The organism is Streptomyces sp. NPDC006450, from assembly GCF_040612195.1.
Lineage (GTDB): Bacteria > Actinomycetota > Actinomycetes > Streptomycetales > Streptomycetaceae > Streptomyces.
On sequence record NZ_JBEXPT010000046.1, the window covers coordinates 1 to 14,687 of the forward strand.

The following is a 14,687-nucleotide window of genomic DNA, read 5'->3' on the forward strand; positions in this document are numbered from 1 at the left end:
GGCGTGCCCGACCCCCTCTTTCGCCATCGGCTCAGTGGTGCGGCACCACGGCGACGGGGCGGGCCGAGTGGTGCAGGACGGCATGTGCCACGGATCCGATGCGTGCCCCCACGGAGGATTCGCGGACCCTGCGACCGACGACGATGAGCTGCGCGTCCGAGGATGCCGTCAGCAACACGTGGCCCGCGCTGCCCTGCTCCACGTGCTCCCTGACGTCCACGTCGGGGTACTTCTGCCGCCAGGGCTCCAGGGCCTGTCCCAGCGCGGCCTTCTCGTAGGGCTCCAGGCCGCCGAACTGATCGGCGATCCACATCGATCCGGGGCTGTAGCCGTAGACGGGTGGCGGGCTCCAGGCGCGTACGGCGCGGAGCGGGGCCTTGCGTGCGGCGGCCGCCTCGAAGGCGACGCGCAGCACCTCGGCGGACTCCTGCACGCCGCCCTGCTGGCCGACGACGACCTCGCCCAGCTCGGGCAGGGCCACCGGCCTGTCGTATGCCGAGCGCACCGAGACCACGGGGCACTCTGCCGCGGCGATCACCTGCTGGCCGTAGGAGCCCAGCAGGAATCCCATCAGTGCGCTGTGCCCGCGGGTGCCGACAACCAGCATGTCGGCGCCCTTGGCCGCGTGCAGCAACGCCGGAACCGGCACGTCGGAGAGCAACTCGGCGGTGAGGGCAATTCCCGGGTAGCGGTCGGTGAGTTCTGCCTCCGCCTCCCCCAAGATGTCGCCGGCGCGCCGGGCTTCGGTGTCGCGATTCTGGGTGATCGGCTGTGCCAGCGGCTGCCAGAGCCAGGCGTGGACCATGTGCAAGGGCAGGTCGCGCCGTACGGCTTCGCGAGCGGCCCAGTCGGCCGCGGCCCGGCTCTGCGGGGATCCGTCCACTCCGACGACGAGGGTGCGCTTCACGGGTCTGTCCTCCGTACTGATGCCAGGGCATCGGGGTCGGCCGGCGGGGGAAGCGGCACCGGCCGGGGGTGCCGGCGCCGCTGAACCCACCTTCGCCGTGAGGGGGCTCGCCCCACAGGGGCCGACGGTCCCTCCCGAGGGACCGTCCTCCCCTCGCGCCGGGTTCTGGGCGAGCGCAAGGTATCGGCATCGGCTCAGCCGCCGAAGGTTCCGGACCGCCGCAGGGAGGAGCGGACATGCCCGCCTACCCCACGGAGTCGTAGCGGTCGCCGCGCGTCTGACCGCCCGCTCCGACGACACGCTGCCCGCACCACCCGGGCGCGCCGCGCACGGCATGCCCTGATGACCACGGCGAGGAACGCCTTCGGGCAGTTGGCACGCCACGCCCCATGAGAGCCCGGTTGGGCTCACCGCCGAGGAGATACGCGATGAACCGCCATGTGACCGTAGGTGTCGACGGCTCCCCCGAGAGCCGGGCAGCAGCCCTCTGGGGCGCCCGGGAGGCAGCAGTGCGGCAGGTGCCGCTGCGACTCGTTCACGCCGTCGACTGGCCCGAAGCCCCTCTCGTTCCGCGGCCGGGCCGTGAGAACGCCGACCGGTGGGCCGACGAAGCACTCACCGAAGCCCTGGAGGAGCTACGCCTGCGATATCCGCGGGTAGAGGTCACCACCCGATGCCTCTCCGGCCGACCCGCCGCCGCTCTGGCCGCCGAGGCGGCCGACGCAGCCCTGCTCGTACTCGGCTCCCGCGGAACCGGGGGACTGGTCGGGTTCCTCCTCGGCTCGGTGAGCCTGTCCACGCTCGCGGCGACCGAGACACCGGTCGCCCTGGTCCGCGTGACGGACGAACCGCGAGGGGACGCCACCACCTCCTTCGGCGAGATCGTCGTCGGCCTCGACATCCACGAGGCCACCGACCGCGTCCTGTCGTTCGCCTTCGAGGAAGCAGACCGCCGTGGTTGCACGTTGCGCGCCGTCCACGGCTGGAAGCTTCCCGCCGCCTACGCATACGTCCCCTTCGCCGATCCCGCCAACGAGCGCGACATCGGCCGGAGCGTCACCCAGATGCTGGAAGACACTCTGCGGCCCTGGCGGCACAAGTTCCCGGCGGTCGAGGTCACCCATCAGGCCTTCATGGGGTCTGCCGGCGGTCAGCTCGTCATGGCCGCCGCCGGTGCGGACCTCGTCGTGGTCGGCCGGCACCTGCGCCGTTCCCCGCTGGGCGCGCACGTGGGGCCGGTGGCCCACGCGGTGCTCCATCACGCGGCGGCACCCGTGGTCGTCATCGCCCACTGAGCGGTCAGCGGCAGAGTCCCTGAGGAGTCCCACGCCGTCACTGCCGGCCGGCTGAGGACCGTACCCGCCGTGACGGTGGGGGGGACGCGACCATCTCCGGAGCCGCCCGGCTGATGGCCCGCGGCCACCCCAAACGGCTTCCGGTGGTCGACGCCGACGGCCACCTGACCGGTGTGGTCAGCCGTGGTGCTGGAGAACCCTCCGCTGCCGGTCTCGACCACCGAGGAGCGGCGGCACTGGGCCGAGGGCGTCCTGCGCGACACGGCCGACGAACAGCGGCGCGGGCATCCATCGCTCGAGATCGCCTCGCGTCGGGTGGGCGGTCTCCCCTCCTTGGCCCTGGCTGCCGCCGCCAAGGACTCCGCCCTGCTCGCCATCGGCTCCCGCGGGCTCGGAAGCGTCGCCGGCTTCCTCGTGGGATCCACCGGCTCGACGACCGTCTCCGCAACGGAGTGCCCGGTCGTGCTCGTTCGGGCTCCCGGCCACGCGCTGCCTGCTGCCGAAGCCCCGGCACGTCGGGGTCCTGTCGTGGCCGGGGTGGACATCGGCCGGCCGTGTGACCGGCTCCTCTCCTTCGCCTTCGAGGAAGCGGCCCTCCACGGCTGTCCCCTCGTCGTCGTCCACGGCTGGTCCCCGCCGCCGGTCCTCGGCTACGCACCGGCCTTCGACGCCGGCGTGCACGCGGAGATGGCTCGCGGCGTCGCCACGGCATTGGACGAAATGCTGCATCCATGGCGTGCGAGGTTCCCCTCGGTGACAGTCGACCCGCGCGCCACCATCGGTTCGGCAGCGGTCCGGATCCTCGACGCCGCCGTCGGCGCCACCCTCGTCGTCGTCGGCCGGCGCATCCGCCGCGCCGAGTACGGCACCCACGTCGGCGCGATCGCGCACGCCGTCATGCACCACTCGGCGTCCCCGATCGCCGTGGTCGCCCATGACTGAGCCCCACCGCATCGCGGTACGCGTCGTGGTACTCGTACGGGCCCACCACCCCGAGTGACCCCCGTCGCCGCCGATCCGGGTCCGCCCGGGCAGGGCGGACCCGGATTCCCCGACGGCCGTCACAGCAGCCAGCGGTTGCGGCGGACGAACGGCAGGGTCTGCCAGCGAGCGCCCAGGCCCCCCGAACGCTGTGTGGCGACTACTGCGAGCATCACCAACACGGCCGCGTACAGGACGTGATAGTCCACCAGCGGATTCGTCGACATGCTGAGCTGGCCGTCCGACAGGTGTCTGGCGGGAGGCCATTCGGCGGCCCACATGAGGGCCATCATCACGGTGCCCGCGGCAGCCGCGACCCGCAGGGCGACCCCGCTCGCCAGGGCGACACCGATGCCGAGCAGTCCCAGCATGAAGGTCCAGTCGGCCCAGGCCGTGCCCGCCCAGGCGTGGAAGGTCTCCTGCAGGGGCCCGGCGGCGACACGGCTCAGGAAGCCCTTGGTGGGAGACCCTCCGTCGATCCAACCCTTGCCCGCCTGGGTCGCGTATCCCCAGCCGAACGTCTTGTCACCGAAGGCCCAGAGGAACGTGAAGGCGATGAGCAGGCGGGTGCCGGCCGCAATGCGCGAGACGGCCAGAGGCAGGGTGAGTTCGTCGGCCGCGGTGCCGGATGCCGCGGTCGAGGTGGTCTTGCGTCGGCCGGCGAAGGACATCCCCGACTGTCGGTGCTGATGCAGAGCCATGGCGTAGGAACCTCTTCTCTCACGGGCAGGCAGTGTTGCCTGCCCGGAGCCAATGTCCCTCGGTGCCGAGCGTGGGCCACGGGGGCGAACGGCCCGCACCATGCGGCCAACGGTCCCTCGACGCAACGGTTTCGCGGCTCTCCCGGCACCGCCAGACAGGGCAGCGGTCCGCAGCGACCACGCGCTCATTCCGCTCCTGAGGGCCGTGTGGCCGGCAGACGGGCCGACAGGCCCCTGGAGGGCCGGCTCAGCCTTCACCGACAGTGGGGCCGGCACGGCGCACGGCGCTCCGTGGACGACGCAAGGGAGGTGAGTGCCATGGCCGGTCTCCTTGCCATCGGCGCCATCACATCGATCGGTATCGGCGCCATCCTCACCTTCGCGGTGGACTGGCAGTGGCACAACGCCGACCGGCCGCTCGTCGGACTGATCCTGATGGCCGTCGGCTTCATCGCGCTCGCCGCCGCTACGAGGCTGGACCGTCCGGGCAGCGGTACGAACTCCATGCACGGCATGTGAGTCGCCGCGCACCCGGCCGCCGGCTCCGCAGGGACCAACGGACCTCGCCATCAGGCCCGTCGGCCCCTGCGGAGCCCGCTGAGAAGGGAGTTGACTGGCCGTAACGGCGAGGACACCCCGCCCTTCGAAGGGACGGCCATGACGGACGACGCGCAGATATCCCGGGCCTGTCTGGTCAGTGGCGGAATCGCCTCGCTTGCCGCGGCGGTCTTCCTCGTACGGGACGCCGCGATGCCCGGCGAGAACATCCGCATCCTGGAGGAACTGCCGACGGCGGGCGGCGCGCTCGACGGTGACGGCGCCCCGGAGTCGGTCAGTCACTCGCGGCGGCCGGATGCCGGAGGACGAAGCCTACGTCTGCCTGTGGAACCTGCTGGAGACCATTCCCACGCTCGGCGACGACGCGGTTTCCGTCCTGCAGGAGACCGAGGAGTCCGAGGAGTTCAACGACCGCTGGCTCACACACGCCAACGCCCGGCTGATCGACGGCGACGGCCACATCCTGGACGCTTCCCCGCTGGACTTCACCCTCGCCGACCGGGTGGAGACGGCCCGGCTGCCGTCTACCACGCGCTGTCCGACCCGATGACGGCGCTTCGGGCACTCAAGGCCGTCTTCGCCTGAGCCCGGCCCGAACACGCCCGCACGCCGCTCCCGCACGCGGCTCCCGCCCCCGCTCCCGCACGCGGCTCCCGCCCCCGCCCCCGCTCCCGCTCCCGCTCCCGGAGGTCCTCGTCATGCTCGACGCTTCGCTCATTCCTCCGCCCAGGTGCAGCCCCCGGCCCCCGGCCCGAACGGTCACCGTCGGTCTCGACGGTTCTCGTGCGAGCCTGGCTGCCGTCTCGTGGGCCGCGGCCGAGGCACGCCGCCGCGGTGTGGCGCTGCGGCTCCTGCACGTATGGGATCTGGGGCCGGACGTCCACTCACCGCTCATCGGACACGGAGCGCCGGAGGCGCATCCCCGCGCGACGGCAGAGCGGGTGCGCCACGACCACCCGGGCCTGGACGTCTTCACGCTGGAGCGGTGCGGCGAGCCCGCCTCGGTGCTGTGCCAGGCCGCGGCGGCGTCCGACATGTTGGTGCTCGGCTCACGCGGGCTGGGCGGGGTCGCCGGGTTCGCCGTCGGCTCGGTGGCCCTGGCCGTGGTCGCCCGTACCCGGCATCCGATCGTCCTGGTCCGGGATCCCGAGCCGGCGACGGGTGGCGACGTCGTTCTCGGCCTGGACCTCTCTCACCCGTGCGACGAGGTACTGGAGTTCGCCTTCTCCCAGGCCGACCTGCGGGGAGCGCCGCTGCGCGTCGTCCACAGCCCGGGCCCCTCGGATGGCCGCAGATCCGAGGCGGTGGACACGGGCATGCCCTCGGACCCGGCCGCTTCCCATCGCCTGGCCCGGGTGATCGCCCCGTGGCAGCACTCGTTCCCAGGTGTACGCGTTACGGGGGAGATCCGCCCGGGCCGACCCGCGCGCCAGCTGCTGGTGGCGTCCGACACGGCCGGCTTGGTCGTCATCGGCCGCCGCACCCGGAACTCCCGACTCGGACCTCGCACGGGCGGGGTGACCCGCACCATGCTGCACCGCTGCCGCACTCCGCTGGCGGTCGTCCCGCACGACTGACCCTGTGCTCTCGAACGTTTCGGAGCCCGCCTGATCGTGGACCGAACGGCCCTGCTCCGAGGGGCCACTGAGCCCGACGGCAGGGACCATCGGCGCCCGCCGCGCCGCGCACGCGGTGACAGGGTTCATACATCGCCCCGCCCCCACCGGTAACTCGACTTCAGAGGAATCGAGCTGACGGTATGCAACAGACACGTCATGTCACTGCGGCAGGGACCGGGCCAGCCAAAAGCATCCCCACACACCGAGGTCGTGCGCCATGCCCTTCCATGTGGATTCCGAGACCGGCCGACTGAAGCAGGTCATCCTGCACCGGCCCGACCTGGAGCTCAAACGACTCACCCCGACGAACAAGGACGCGCTGCTCTTCGACGACGTCCTGTGGGTCAAACGAGCCAGGGAGGAACACGACGCCTTCGCGGACACCCTGCGCGACCGCGGCGTTCAGGTGCACCTCCTCGCGGAACTGCTGACCGAGACTCTGGCCCTTCCCGCGGCCCGCACGTTGATCCTCGACCGAGTCGTCGACGAGCGCGAGTTCGGGCCGCTGGCCACCGATCGGGTGCACGCCGCCCTGGACGTCATGGATCCGGGCGAGCTGGCGGCCTGCCTGGTGGGCGGCATCACGAAGACCGAGCTGCTGGCCCGTACCGGAGCGACGGCGAGCATACGACTGCACGCGATGGCGCCGGACGACTTCGTGCTGGCCCCGCTGCCCAACCACCTCTTCACCCGCGACACTTCGTGCTGGGTGTACGACGGCGTGAGCATCAACCCGATGCGCAAGCGGGCGCGGCGCCGCGAGACCGTCCACTTCGAGGCGATCTACGGCCACCACCCGCTGTTCGCAAAGGGCGACCACCAGCGGTGGTCGGACGGCCGGGCCGGCTTTCCCGCCACCATCGAGGGCGGCGACGTGCTGGTCATCGGCAACGGCGCCGTGCTGATCGGCATGAGCGAGCGCACCACGCCGCAAGCCGTCGAACAGCTCGCGCTGCGCATGTTCGCCGCGGGGTCCGCACGCCGCGTGGTCGCGGTCGACCTGCCCAAGGCCCGCAGCTTCATGCACCTGGACACCGTGATGACCATGGTCAGCGGCGACACCTTCACCCGGTACGCGGGCCTCGGCCCGTTGCGCTCCTGCACCATCGAGCCCGACGACGACGGCCGGGGGGTGAAGATCACCGACCACCTCCCGGAGGACTTCGACCAGGCCGTGGCCGACGCACTGGGCCTGGAGAAGATCAACGTCCTCACGCCCAGCCAGGACATCCGCTCCGCCGAGCGCGAGCAGTGGGACGACGGCTGCAACGTGCTGGCCGTGGAGCCCGGGGTGGTCGTCGCCTACGAGCGCAACGTCACCACCAACACCCACCTGCGCAGGAACGGGATCGAGGTCATCACCATCCGCGGCAGCGAGCTCGGGCGGGGCCGCGGAGGTCCGCGCTGCATGAGCTGCCCGGTCGAACGCGAAGCGGTCTGACCGCACGCACCGCAGAGCCGTCCCCGAAGTTTCCGTACGCCCGGAGGAGCCACCATGCCCGTCGACCTGCGCCACCGCACCTTCCTCAAGGAACTCGACCTCACCCCGGCCGAGTTCCGCCACCTCCTGGACCTGTCCGAACAGCTCAAGGCCGCCCGCTCGGCCGGCCATGAGCGCAAGCAGCTGAACGGCAAGAACATCGCCGTCATCTTCGAGAAGACCTCCACCCGCACCCGATGCGCCTTCGAAGTGGCCGCGCACCAGGAAGGCGCCCACGTCACCTACCTCGGACCCGCGAGTTCCCAGCTCGGCCACAAGGAGTCCGTCAAGGACACCGCCCGGGTGCTCGGCCGCTACTACGACGGCATCGAATACCGGGGCAGCGACCAGCGGCTGGTGGAGGAGTTGGCCCGGTACGCCGGAGTCCCGGTGTGGAACGGGCTGACCGACCAGTGGCACCCCACTCAGTCCCTCGCGGACGTGCTCACCATGTGGGAGCACACCGACAAGCCGCTGGAGCAGGTGTCGTTCGCCTACCTCGGCGACGCGCGCAACAACGTCGGCAACTCCCTGCTGATCACCGCCGCGATGCTCGGCATGGACGTCCGCATGGTCGGCCCCGCCACTCTGGCCAACACCCCCGAGGTGGTGGCCGAGGCACGTGCGGTGGCGGCGTCCACCGGGGCGCGGATCACCCTCACCGAGGACGTGGCCGAGGGTGTGGCCGGTGTCGACTTCGTCTACACCGACGTATGGCTGTCCATGGGTGAGCCGGCGGAGTTGTGGGACGAGCGGATCGCGCTGTTGCGGCCGTACCAGGTCTCGATGGACGTGCTGAAGGCGACGGGCAATCCGCGGGTGAAGTTCATGCACTGCCTGCCGGCGTTCCACGACAGCGACACCACCGTCGGGGCCGAGATCGCGGCGCGGACCGGCATGACCGCCATGGAGGTCACGGACGAGGTCTTCGAGTCGGCCCACTCGATCGTGTTCGACCAGGCGGAAAACCGGCTCCACACCATCAAGGCCGTCCTCGTCGCCACCCTCACCGACTGACCCCTTCGGCCCGATCGACGGAGAACTCCCCATGCGTGTAGTCATCGCCCTGGGAGGCAACGCCCTCCTGCACCGCGCCGAACGGCCGGACGCCGCCCCTCAGCTGGCGAACGTCCACAAGGCCGTCGCCGCGCTCGCCCCGTTGGCCGACCGGCACGAGCTGGTCATCACGCACGGCAACGGCCCACAGGTCGGCGTACTCGCCCTGCAGAGCGCCGCGGACCGCTCCCTGAGCAGCCCGTACCCCTTCGACGTCCTGGGTGCGCAGACCCAGGGGATGATCGGCTACTGGCTGCTGCAGAGCCTGCAGAACGCGCTGCCCGGCCGGCAGGTCTGCGCCCTGCTCAACCAGACTCTCGTCTCCGCCGCCGACCCCGCCTTCGCCGACCCCGAGAAGTTCGTCGGCCCCGTCTACGGACGGGCCGAGGCCCACGGGCTCGCCGCCGAGCGCGGCTGGACCGTCAAGCCGGACGGCGAACACTGGCGGCGGGTCGTCCCCTCGCCCCGCCCCCAGCGCGTCGTCGAAACCCGTGTCATCCGGCTGCTGCTCGAATCCGGCGCCATCGCCGTCTGCGCGGGCGGCGGCGGAGTCCCGGTGGTCCGCGACGAGCAGGGGCGGTTGGCGGGTGTCGAGGCCGTCGTGGACAAGGACCTCACCGCCGCCCTGCTGGCCGAGGCCCTGGACGCCGACTTCTTGTTGCTGCTGACCGACGTCCCGTACGTCGAACTCGGCCACGGCACCCCGCAGGCCGAGCCCATCCGGCACACCACCCCCGCCCGCCTGCGGGCGGGGCGCTTTCCGGCCGGGTCCATGGGACCGAAGGTCGAAGCCGTCTGCCGCTTCGTGGAGCTGACCGGCGGCACAGCCGCGATCGGCGCCCTCGAAGACGCCCGGGCCATCCTCGACGGGGCCGCGGGCACCGTCGTGACCCCACACGGCCGCCCGTACCAGGACGGCACCCTCACACTCCGGGAACAGACATGAGCACCAGCACCACTCCCCCGGCGGGCCGCGAGATCGACAGCCCCGACGACACCGGACCGGGCCCCGGCTCGCCCTGCGCACCTGCCGGGGGCGGCAGACGCCGTCTGCACTTCCCCTCAGCCTTCACGGTGCTGGTGGCCGTGACCGTCGTCGTGTGGGCCCTGACCTTCGTCATATCGGCAGGCCGCTACGACATCGCGCCGGACGGCGCTCCGATCCCCGGCACGTACCACGCTGTGGAGCGGACCACGGACTTCCTCGACCGGCTCAAGGACCTGTTCCTCTCGCCCGTCAACGGCCTGTACGGGGTCACCGACTCCGGGACCGGGCTGACCGCGCCGGGCGCCGCCGGGTCGTTCGCGGGCGCCGCCGGAGTCTTCCTGTTCATCCTGGCAGTGGGCGCGTTCATCACCGTGACCATGCGCACAGGTGCGCTCAACCTCGGCGTGGCCCGCCTCGCACACCGCCTGCGCGGACACCGGACCCTCCTCCTCGTGGTCCTCCTGTCGGTCTTCTCGCTGGGCGGAACCACCTACGGGATGGCGGAGGAGACACTCGGCTTCTACGGTCTGGTGATCCCGCTGATGCTCGCCCTGGGCTACGACCGGATGGTGGCGGCCACCGTGATCATGGTGGGTGCCGGGGTGGGGACGCTGGCCTCCACCGTCAACCCCTTCGCCACCGGTGTCGCGTCCGACAGCGCGGGCATCGGTACGGGCGAGGGAATCCTGCTGCGGCTTGTCATGTGGGTGTGCCTGACGGCCATCGCCGCCTGGTACGTGGTCCGGTACGCCAGGCGCGTCCTGGCCGACCCGTCGCGCTCGCTCACCCCGGCCACCGACGAGGACCTCGCCCTCGCGGCGCAGGGCGAGGAGGAAGCCTCTCTCACCGGTCGGCACCGCACCGTCCTCGGCGTCTTCGCCGGGACGTTCCTCTTCATGATCTTCGCGGTCGTCCCGTGGGCGGACCTCGGCGTCACGTTCCTGCCGACGCTCGGCTGGTACTTCCCGGAGCTGGCGGCCCTGTTCATCGTGGCTGCCGTCGCGGTCGGCCTGATCGGCGGCCTCGGCGAGCACGGCACGTCCGAGGCGATCACCCGTGGGGCCGGGGACTTCGTCGGCGCGGCCATGATCGTCATGCTGGCCCGCGGGGTCACCGTGATCATGAACAACGCCGCCGTCACCGACACCATCCTGAACGGCCTGCACAGCGCCGTGTCGGGCACGTCCCACGGAGCCTTCTCGGTACTGATGTTCCTGGTCAACGTTCCCCTGGCGTTCCTCGTACCGTCCTCGTCGGGCCACGCCGCCCTCGCCATGCCGATCCTGGCCCCGCTCGCCGACTTCGCCGGCGTCAGCCGGTCCCTGGTGGTCACGGCGTACCAGTCGGCATCGGGCTGGGTGAACCTGATCACGCCGACCTCGGCCGTCGTCATGGGCGGCCTGGCCCTGGCCAAGATCCGCTACGACCAGTACCTGCGCTTCGTTGCCCCCCTGATGGGAGCTCTGCTCCTGGTGATCGGCGGATTCCTGGTCCTGGGCGCTGCGCTCGGCTGAGCCCGGTCGGACCTGCCCCGGCCTGCGCCGGGCTGGAGGTCTGTCGGGCTGTGCCGTTGATTCGGGAAGCCGGACGCGTACCAGAGGGACGTTCGGCCCCGGCCCAGGGCCTCCCGGACCATCCTCCCTCCACGGCACGGCACGGGAGGGTGGGACACGCGCCGCCGACGGTGGTCGCGCTCTCACACACTTTCCTGGAGGAACACCATGTCACGAACGGTCGTCGTAGGCCTGGACGGATCACCCGCATCGCTGGCCGCCGCCGAGTGGGCGGCGCGCGAGGCCCGGCTCCGCCGGCTCCCGCTCAAGCTGCTGCACGCGGTGGAGTACTGGGCGCCGCCCTACGGGTACGCGTCCCTCGCCGGGGCTCCGGCCCCGGCCCCGGCCTCGACCGAATACTGGGGCGAGCGCATCCCCCGGGAGGCCTTCGAGCAGCTGACCGAGCGTCACCCCGGCCTGGAGATCAGCACGGAGCAGATGGATGGCCAGCCCCTGACGGTCCTGGCCGACGCCGCGCAGGAGGCGGAGGTGCTGGTCCTCGGTTCGCGCGGGCTGGGGGCGATGACGGCGTTCCTCGTCGGCTCGGTGTCCCAGGCCGTGCTCGCCCACGCCGAGCGCCCGGTGGTCGTCGTGCGGACGGGCTCATGGATGGAGAGCGCCTACCTGTCGGCGCCCGACGGCAGCGGGCCGCAGGAGGGTGCCTACCGGCCGGTCGTGCTCGGGCTGGACCTCTCCCGTCCCTGTGACGAGCTCCTCGACTATGCCTTCCACGCGGCGGCAGCGCGCCGGGCCCCGCTGCGCGTGGTCCACGGCTGGAGCATGCCGCCCGCCTACACCTTCGACCCGGCGCTGATCGCCCCCGAGATCCGCGACGGCATGGCGGCCGGAACGGCCACCGCACTTGGGGACGCGCTGCGGCCCTGGCGGAGCAAATACCCCGAGGTCCGGGTCGAGGAGGAATCCTCGGTCGGCCCGGCCGCCGGCCACCTCGTGGAGGCCTCGGCCGGTGCCTCGCTCGTGGTCGTCGGCCGACGGATCCGCCGCTCGGCGATCGGCACGCACCTCGGCCCGGTCGCCCACGCCCTGCTCCATCACTCCGCCGCCCCGGTCGCGGTCGTTCCGCACCCCTGAGGCGGGTGCCGCACCGGACCGGTGCCACCGGACCTGACGGCCGGTGTCAGTCCCCCGAAGGGCGTCCGCACTCGTCATCGCAGACGAGTCAACGGGCGCCCTTCGCCATGGCCGCGGCCGGCACACCAGGGCCGGGCCCGAACGGAGGGCGGTCGGGCCCTCCTGCCCGTCCCGGAGTGACACCTTGACGCTGTCCCTGGACACATCGGCAAAACTGTCCCATGGGCAGGGACAGCAGGCGGACGGGACCCGATGGCCACGTCGCGTCATGGTGCAGCGGGATGACCATCGTGCGCAGCGGCATCACGACCAGCCGTGACTCGGACTGTTCACCGAGGACGTCGCCATCGAGGCCGTGCCAGCCAAGACGGCGGTACAGCGCTTACAGAAACGGCCGGCAGAACAGCAGAGCGTGGCGTGGGCCCATCGTGCGGGCGTGCTCGCGTAACACGGTGAACGAGGCCGAGCGCCGTCCCACAGGCTCACACGGCCGGAACAACGATCACCGGGCAGGGCGCCCGGTGCAGCAGACCATCGGCCACGGAGCGGAGCCGCGTGTCCGCGTGTGCTCCGGTGGCACCGCGGCCGACGACAAGTGCGAGGGCGTGTTCGGAGGCCTTGGCAAGTTCCTCCACCGGTTGCCCGACCGGGAGTTCGTGGGTCAGCACGACGCCCGGATGCTTCTGCGCCCAGTCGGCCGTCGTCTCGAACAGCATCCGTCGCTGCTCCTGGAGGGCGGTCTCCTCGCCCTGGGTCATGACGGCCGACGGCTGCCGGACCGAGAGCGCCCGCACTCCGGCCCCTCGCGCGTCGGCCTCCTCCAGCGCGAACGCCAGGGCCGCCTTCGAGGACTCGCTGCCGTCGATGCCGACGACCAGGTAGGGCGCCTGCCCGGGGGTGTGCTCGTCGTCGCGACGCGCGTGGGCCGTCTCCGGACGGGTTCTCCCCTCCACGTGGCGCACGACGGTCCCGTCCGCACCCTCGTCCGTGGGGGGTGCCTCGTGCCGCGAGGGCACGGACACGACGATCCGGAGCCCCAGACCGCGCCGCCCCGCCTCGTCGGCTGCCTGGGCGAGGGACGGGTACCAGTTCCTTCCGGGGGCGATGCCGACGAGGATTTCGCGGCCTTCGGTGGTCGTCATGACGCCTCGTTCCGGTGTTCGTCGCTGTGGCGCGGGATGAGCTCGACGGGGCAGTACGCGTGGTGCACGAGACCGTGGGTCGCACGCCCCAGGGTGCGGCCGATGGAACCGGGCGACCGGCGCCCGCCCATGACCAGCAGGTCCGCGTGGCGCGATGCCTCCACCAGGACGCCGGCGACCGACACGCCCTCCAGGGCGTCCGTCTGGACGGTCAGCGAGGGGTACTCGTCCCTGATCTGCTCGGCGACGGCCGCCAGGCTCTGCTCATGGGCGTCGGCCGCCTCGTCGGACTTGGTGAGGGTTCTCGCCACCGAGCCGACGGCCTCGAGCAGGTTCCGCACGTGCAGCAGCCGCAGTGTGGCCTTGCGCAGCTCCGCCGCGCGGGCGGCGTGGCGGACGCAGTCGAGGTCGTGCTCGTCTCGGACGGCGGCCAGTACGACCCCGTGGGTGGGCTCGTCCTCGCTCCCCCGCACGACGATCACGGGCGTACGGGCCTCCGCGGCGACCTTCAGGCCGACCGGCCCCAGCGTCAGGGAGCTGAAGCCTCCCGGACCCCGGTTGCCGACGACGAGGGTGCCGCGGGTGCCCGCGGCCCTGCGCAGGCTCATCGCGGGCCCGCTACGGCTGAACTCCGTCGAGACGGAGAGCGCGGGATGACGGTCCTGAACGGCTGTCGCAGTGCCGTCCAGGAGCTCCCTGGCCTCGGCACGGACCCGCTCGGCGTCCTCGTCCGAGAGGTCCAGGACGCGGCCGTCGATGTCGGACCCGTACACGATGTGCAGGGGGCGCCGACGCCGTGCGGCCTCGTCCGAGGCCCAGAGCGCCGCCCTCCGGGCCGGCTCGGACCCGTCGACGCCGACGACGACCGATCCCAGTTCCGGACCACTCCTGTTGCTTTCCACAATTCCTCCTTGCCGAGCACCACTTGGGAACAGCTCTACGCTGACAGTGCGGCTCCTGGTGGGGAGAGGGGCCCTGTGGACCCCGTCCGGGCCGAAGGTCCCTGCCGAGGTCCACGGGCAGCCTGCCGGCCCTCGACCGGAGGCCGACTGGTGCCGCACCGGGCCCGTTCGGCCTCTGGTCCGCCCGGGGCGAGGGATCAGGCGGGCCGGCGGGAAGCACGGCCTATGCCGCGGTGTTCGGTGGCGCGAGGGAATCGTTTGCCTGCGCGGGGGTCGTCGGCGTCGACCGGACAGTCGGCTGCGCCGTCGACGACCCGGTGCCGGAACCTGCACCGCTTCTCGACACCGGTCGGGTGATTGACGGGGCGGCATTGCTGCGACGAATGAGCCGTCGACGTGATCGATCGGCTCAA

Annotated in this window: 14 protein-coding genes and 2 pseudogenes; 11 read left to right on the forward strand and 5 right to left on the reverse strand. The window is 71.9% G+C overall.

The window, feature by feature from the left end; all coding sequences use genetic code 11:
* Positions 1-31: 31 nt before the first annotated feature.
* A complete protein-coding gene (locus ABZY57_RS16395; RefSeq protein WP_356512379.1) occupies positions 32-907 on the reverse strand; it encodes a universal stress protein in 876 nt (291 codons plus the stop codon).
* 428 nt (positions 908-1,335) lie between these two features.
* Here ABZY57_RS16395 and ABZY57_RS16400 point away from each other — a divergent pair, with 428 nt between their 5' ends.
* Together ABZY57_RS16400 and ABZY57_RS16405 are read left to right on the forward strand one after the other, a co-directional pair.
* The gene (locus ABZY57_RS16400) at positions 1,336-2,202 is read left to right on the forward strand and encodes a universal stress protein (protein ID WP_356512381.1); all 867 of its coding nucleotides are present in this window, start codon (positions 1,336-1,338) and stop codon (positions 2,200-2,202) included.
* Positions 2,203-2,388: 186 nt separating this feature from the next.
* A complete protein-coding gene (locus ABZY57_RS16405; protein WP_356512383.1) occupies positions 2,389-3,144 on the forward strand; it encodes a universal stress protein in 756 nt (251 codons plus the stop codon).
* A gap of 119 nt (positions 3,145-3,263) precedes the next feature.
* On the opposite strand, the gene ABZY57_RS16410 is transcribed toward ABZY57_RS16405, so the two are convergent.
* A complete protein-coding gene (locus tag ABZY57_RS16410; protein ID WP_356512385.1) occupies positions 3,264-3,884 on the reverse strand; it encodes a hypothetical protein in 621 nt (206 codons plus the stop codon).
* A 318-nt stretch (positions 3,885-4,202) separates the two neighbouring features.
* Between ABZY57_RS16410 and ABZY57_RS16415 the strand changes: the two genes are divergently transcribed.
* From ABZY57_RS16415 to ABZY57_RS16455, 9 genes and pseudogenes are all read left to right on the forward strand, one after another.
* Entirely contained in the window at positions 4,203-4,403 is a 201-nt protein-coding gene (locus ABZY57_RS16415; RefSeq protein WP_356512387.1) for a hypothetical protein, read from the forward strand.
* A gap of 138 nt (positions 4,404-4,541) precedes the next feature.
* A pseudogene (locus ABZY57_RS16420) lies at positions 4,542-4,655 on the forward strand (oleate hydratase); the annotation flags it as partial.
* A gap of 82 nt (positions 4,656-4,737) precedes the next feature.
* Positions 4,738-4,992, forward strand: coding sequence for an oleate hydratase (locus tag ABZY57_RS16425; protein ID WP_356512389.1), 255 nt, complete (start codon positions 4,738-4,740; stop codon positions 4,990-4,992).
* A 148-nt stretch (positions 4,993-5,140) separates the two neighbouring features.
* Positions 5,141-6,019 (forward strand): universal stress protein, encoded by an 879-nt coding sequence (locus tag ABZY57_RS16430; RefSeq protein WP_356512391.1) that lies wholly within the window; start codon positions 5,141-5,143, stop codon positions 6,017-6,019.
* A 259-nt stretch (positions 6,020-6,278) separates the two neighbouring features.
* Positions 6,279-7,502: an arginine deiminase gene (locus tag ABZY57_RS16435; RefSeq protein ID WP_356512393.1), complete on the forward strand. Its 1,224-nt coding sequence runs from the start codon at positions 6,279-6,281 to the stop codon at positions 7,500-7,502.
* A 54-nt stretch (positions 7,503-7,556) separates the two neighbouring features.
* On the forward strand, positions 7,557-8,558 hold the full coding sequence (gene argF / locus ABZY57_RS16440) for an ornithine carbamoyltransferase (protein ID WP_356512395.1): 1,002 nt from the start codon (positions 7,557-7,559) through the stop codon (positions 8,556-8,558).
* Between the two features lie 31 nt (positions 8,559-8,589).
* Positions 8,590-9,543, forward strand: coding sequence for a carbamate kinase (locus ABZY57_RS16445; protein ID WP_356512397.1), 954 nt, complete (start codon positions 8,590-8,592; stop codon positions 9,541-9,543).
* Positions 9,540-11,099 carry a YfcC family protein gene (locus ABZY57_RS16450; RefSeq protein WP_356512399.1) on the forward strand — a complete coding sequence of 520 codons (1,560 nt, stop codon included), beginning with the start codon at positions 9,540-9,542 and terminating at the stop codon, positions 11,097-11,099. Before ABZY57_RS16445 ends, ABZY57_RS16450 begins: the two co-directional genes overlap by 4 nt.
* Before the next feature lie 207 nt (positions 11,100-11,306).
* Positions 11,307-12,230, forward strand: coding sequence for a universal stress protein (locus ABZY57_RS16455; RefSeq protein WP_356512401.1), 924 nt, complete (start codon positions 11,307-11,309; stop codon positions 12,228-12,230).
* Between the two features lie 220 nt (positions 12,231-12,450).
* Here ABZY57_RS16455 and ABZY57_RS16460 read toward each other — a convergent pair.
* From ABZY57_RS16460 to ABZY57_RS16470, 3 genes and pseudogenes are all read right to left on the reverse strand, one after another.
* Positions 12,451-12,672 (reverse strand): annotated as a pseudogene (locus ABZY57_RS16460) (GNAT family N-acetyltransferase); the annotation flags it as partial.
* Positions 12,673-12,712: 40 nt separating this feature from the next.
* Positions 12,713-13,372 carry a universal stress protein gene (locus tag ABZY57_RS16465; RefSeq protein WP_356512403.1) on the reverse strand — a complete coding sequence of 220 codons (660 nt, stop codon included), beginning with the start codon at positions 13,370-13,372 and terminating at the stop codon, positions 12,713-12,715.
* Positions 13,369-14,274 carry a universal stress protein gene (locus ABZY57_RS16470; RefSeq protein WP_356512405.1) on the reverse strand — a complete coding sequence of 302 codons (906 nt, stop codon included), beginning with the start codon at positions 14,272-14,274 and terminating at the stop codon, positions 13,369-13,371. Before ABZY57_RS16470 ends, ABZY57_RS16465 begins: the two co-directional genes overlap by 4 nt.
* Positions 14,275-14,687: the final 413 nt, after the last annotated feature.

Bases quoted from the DNA above. Each gene is read 5' to 3' on its own strand.
- ABZY57_RS16410 (WP_356512385.1), bottom strand. From the start codon at position 3,884: ATGGCTCTGCATCAGCACCGACAGTCGGGGATGTCCTTCGCCGGCCGA.
- argF (WP_356512395.1), top strand. From the start codon at position 7,557: ATGCCCGTCGACCTGCGCCACCGCACCTTCCTCAAGGAACTCGACCTC.
- ABZY57_RS16415 (WP_356512387.1), top strand. From the start codon at position 4,203: ATGGCCGGTCTCCTTGCCATCGGCGCCATCACATCGATCGGTATCGGC.
- ABZY57_RS16445 (WP_356512397.1), top strand. From the start codon at position 8,590: ATGCGTGTAGTCATCGCCCTGGGAGGCAACGCCCTCCTGCACCGCGCC.
- ABZY57_RS16430 (WP_356512391.1), top strand. From the start codon at position 5,141: ATGCTCGACGCTTCGCTCATTCCTCCGCCCAGGTGCAGCCCCCGGCCC.
- ABZY57_RS16400 (WP_356512381.1), top strand. From the start codon at position 1,336: ATGAACCGCCATGTGACCGTAGGTGTCGACGGCTCCCCCGAGAGCCGG.
- ABZY57_RS16465 (WP_356512403.1), bottom strand. From the start codon at position 13,372: ATGACGACCACCGAAGGCCGCGAAATCCTCGTCGGCATCGCCCCCGGA.
- ABZY57_RS16450 (WP_356512399.1), top strand. From the start codon at position 9,540: ATGAGCACCAGCACCACTCCCCCGGCGGGCCGCGAGATCGACAGCCCC.
- ABZY57_RS16455 (WP_356512401.1), top strand. From the start codon at position 11,307: ATGTCACGAACGGTCGTCGTAGGCCTGGACGGATCACCCGCATCGCTG.
- ABZY57_RS16425 (WP_356512389.1), top strand. From the start codon at position 4,738: ATGCCGGAGGACGAAGCCTACGTCTGCCTGTGGAACCTGCTGGAGACC.
- ABZY57_RS16435 (WP_356512393.1), top strand. From the start codon at position 6,279: ATGCCCTTCCATGTGGATTCCGAGACCGGCCGACTGAAGCAGGTCATC.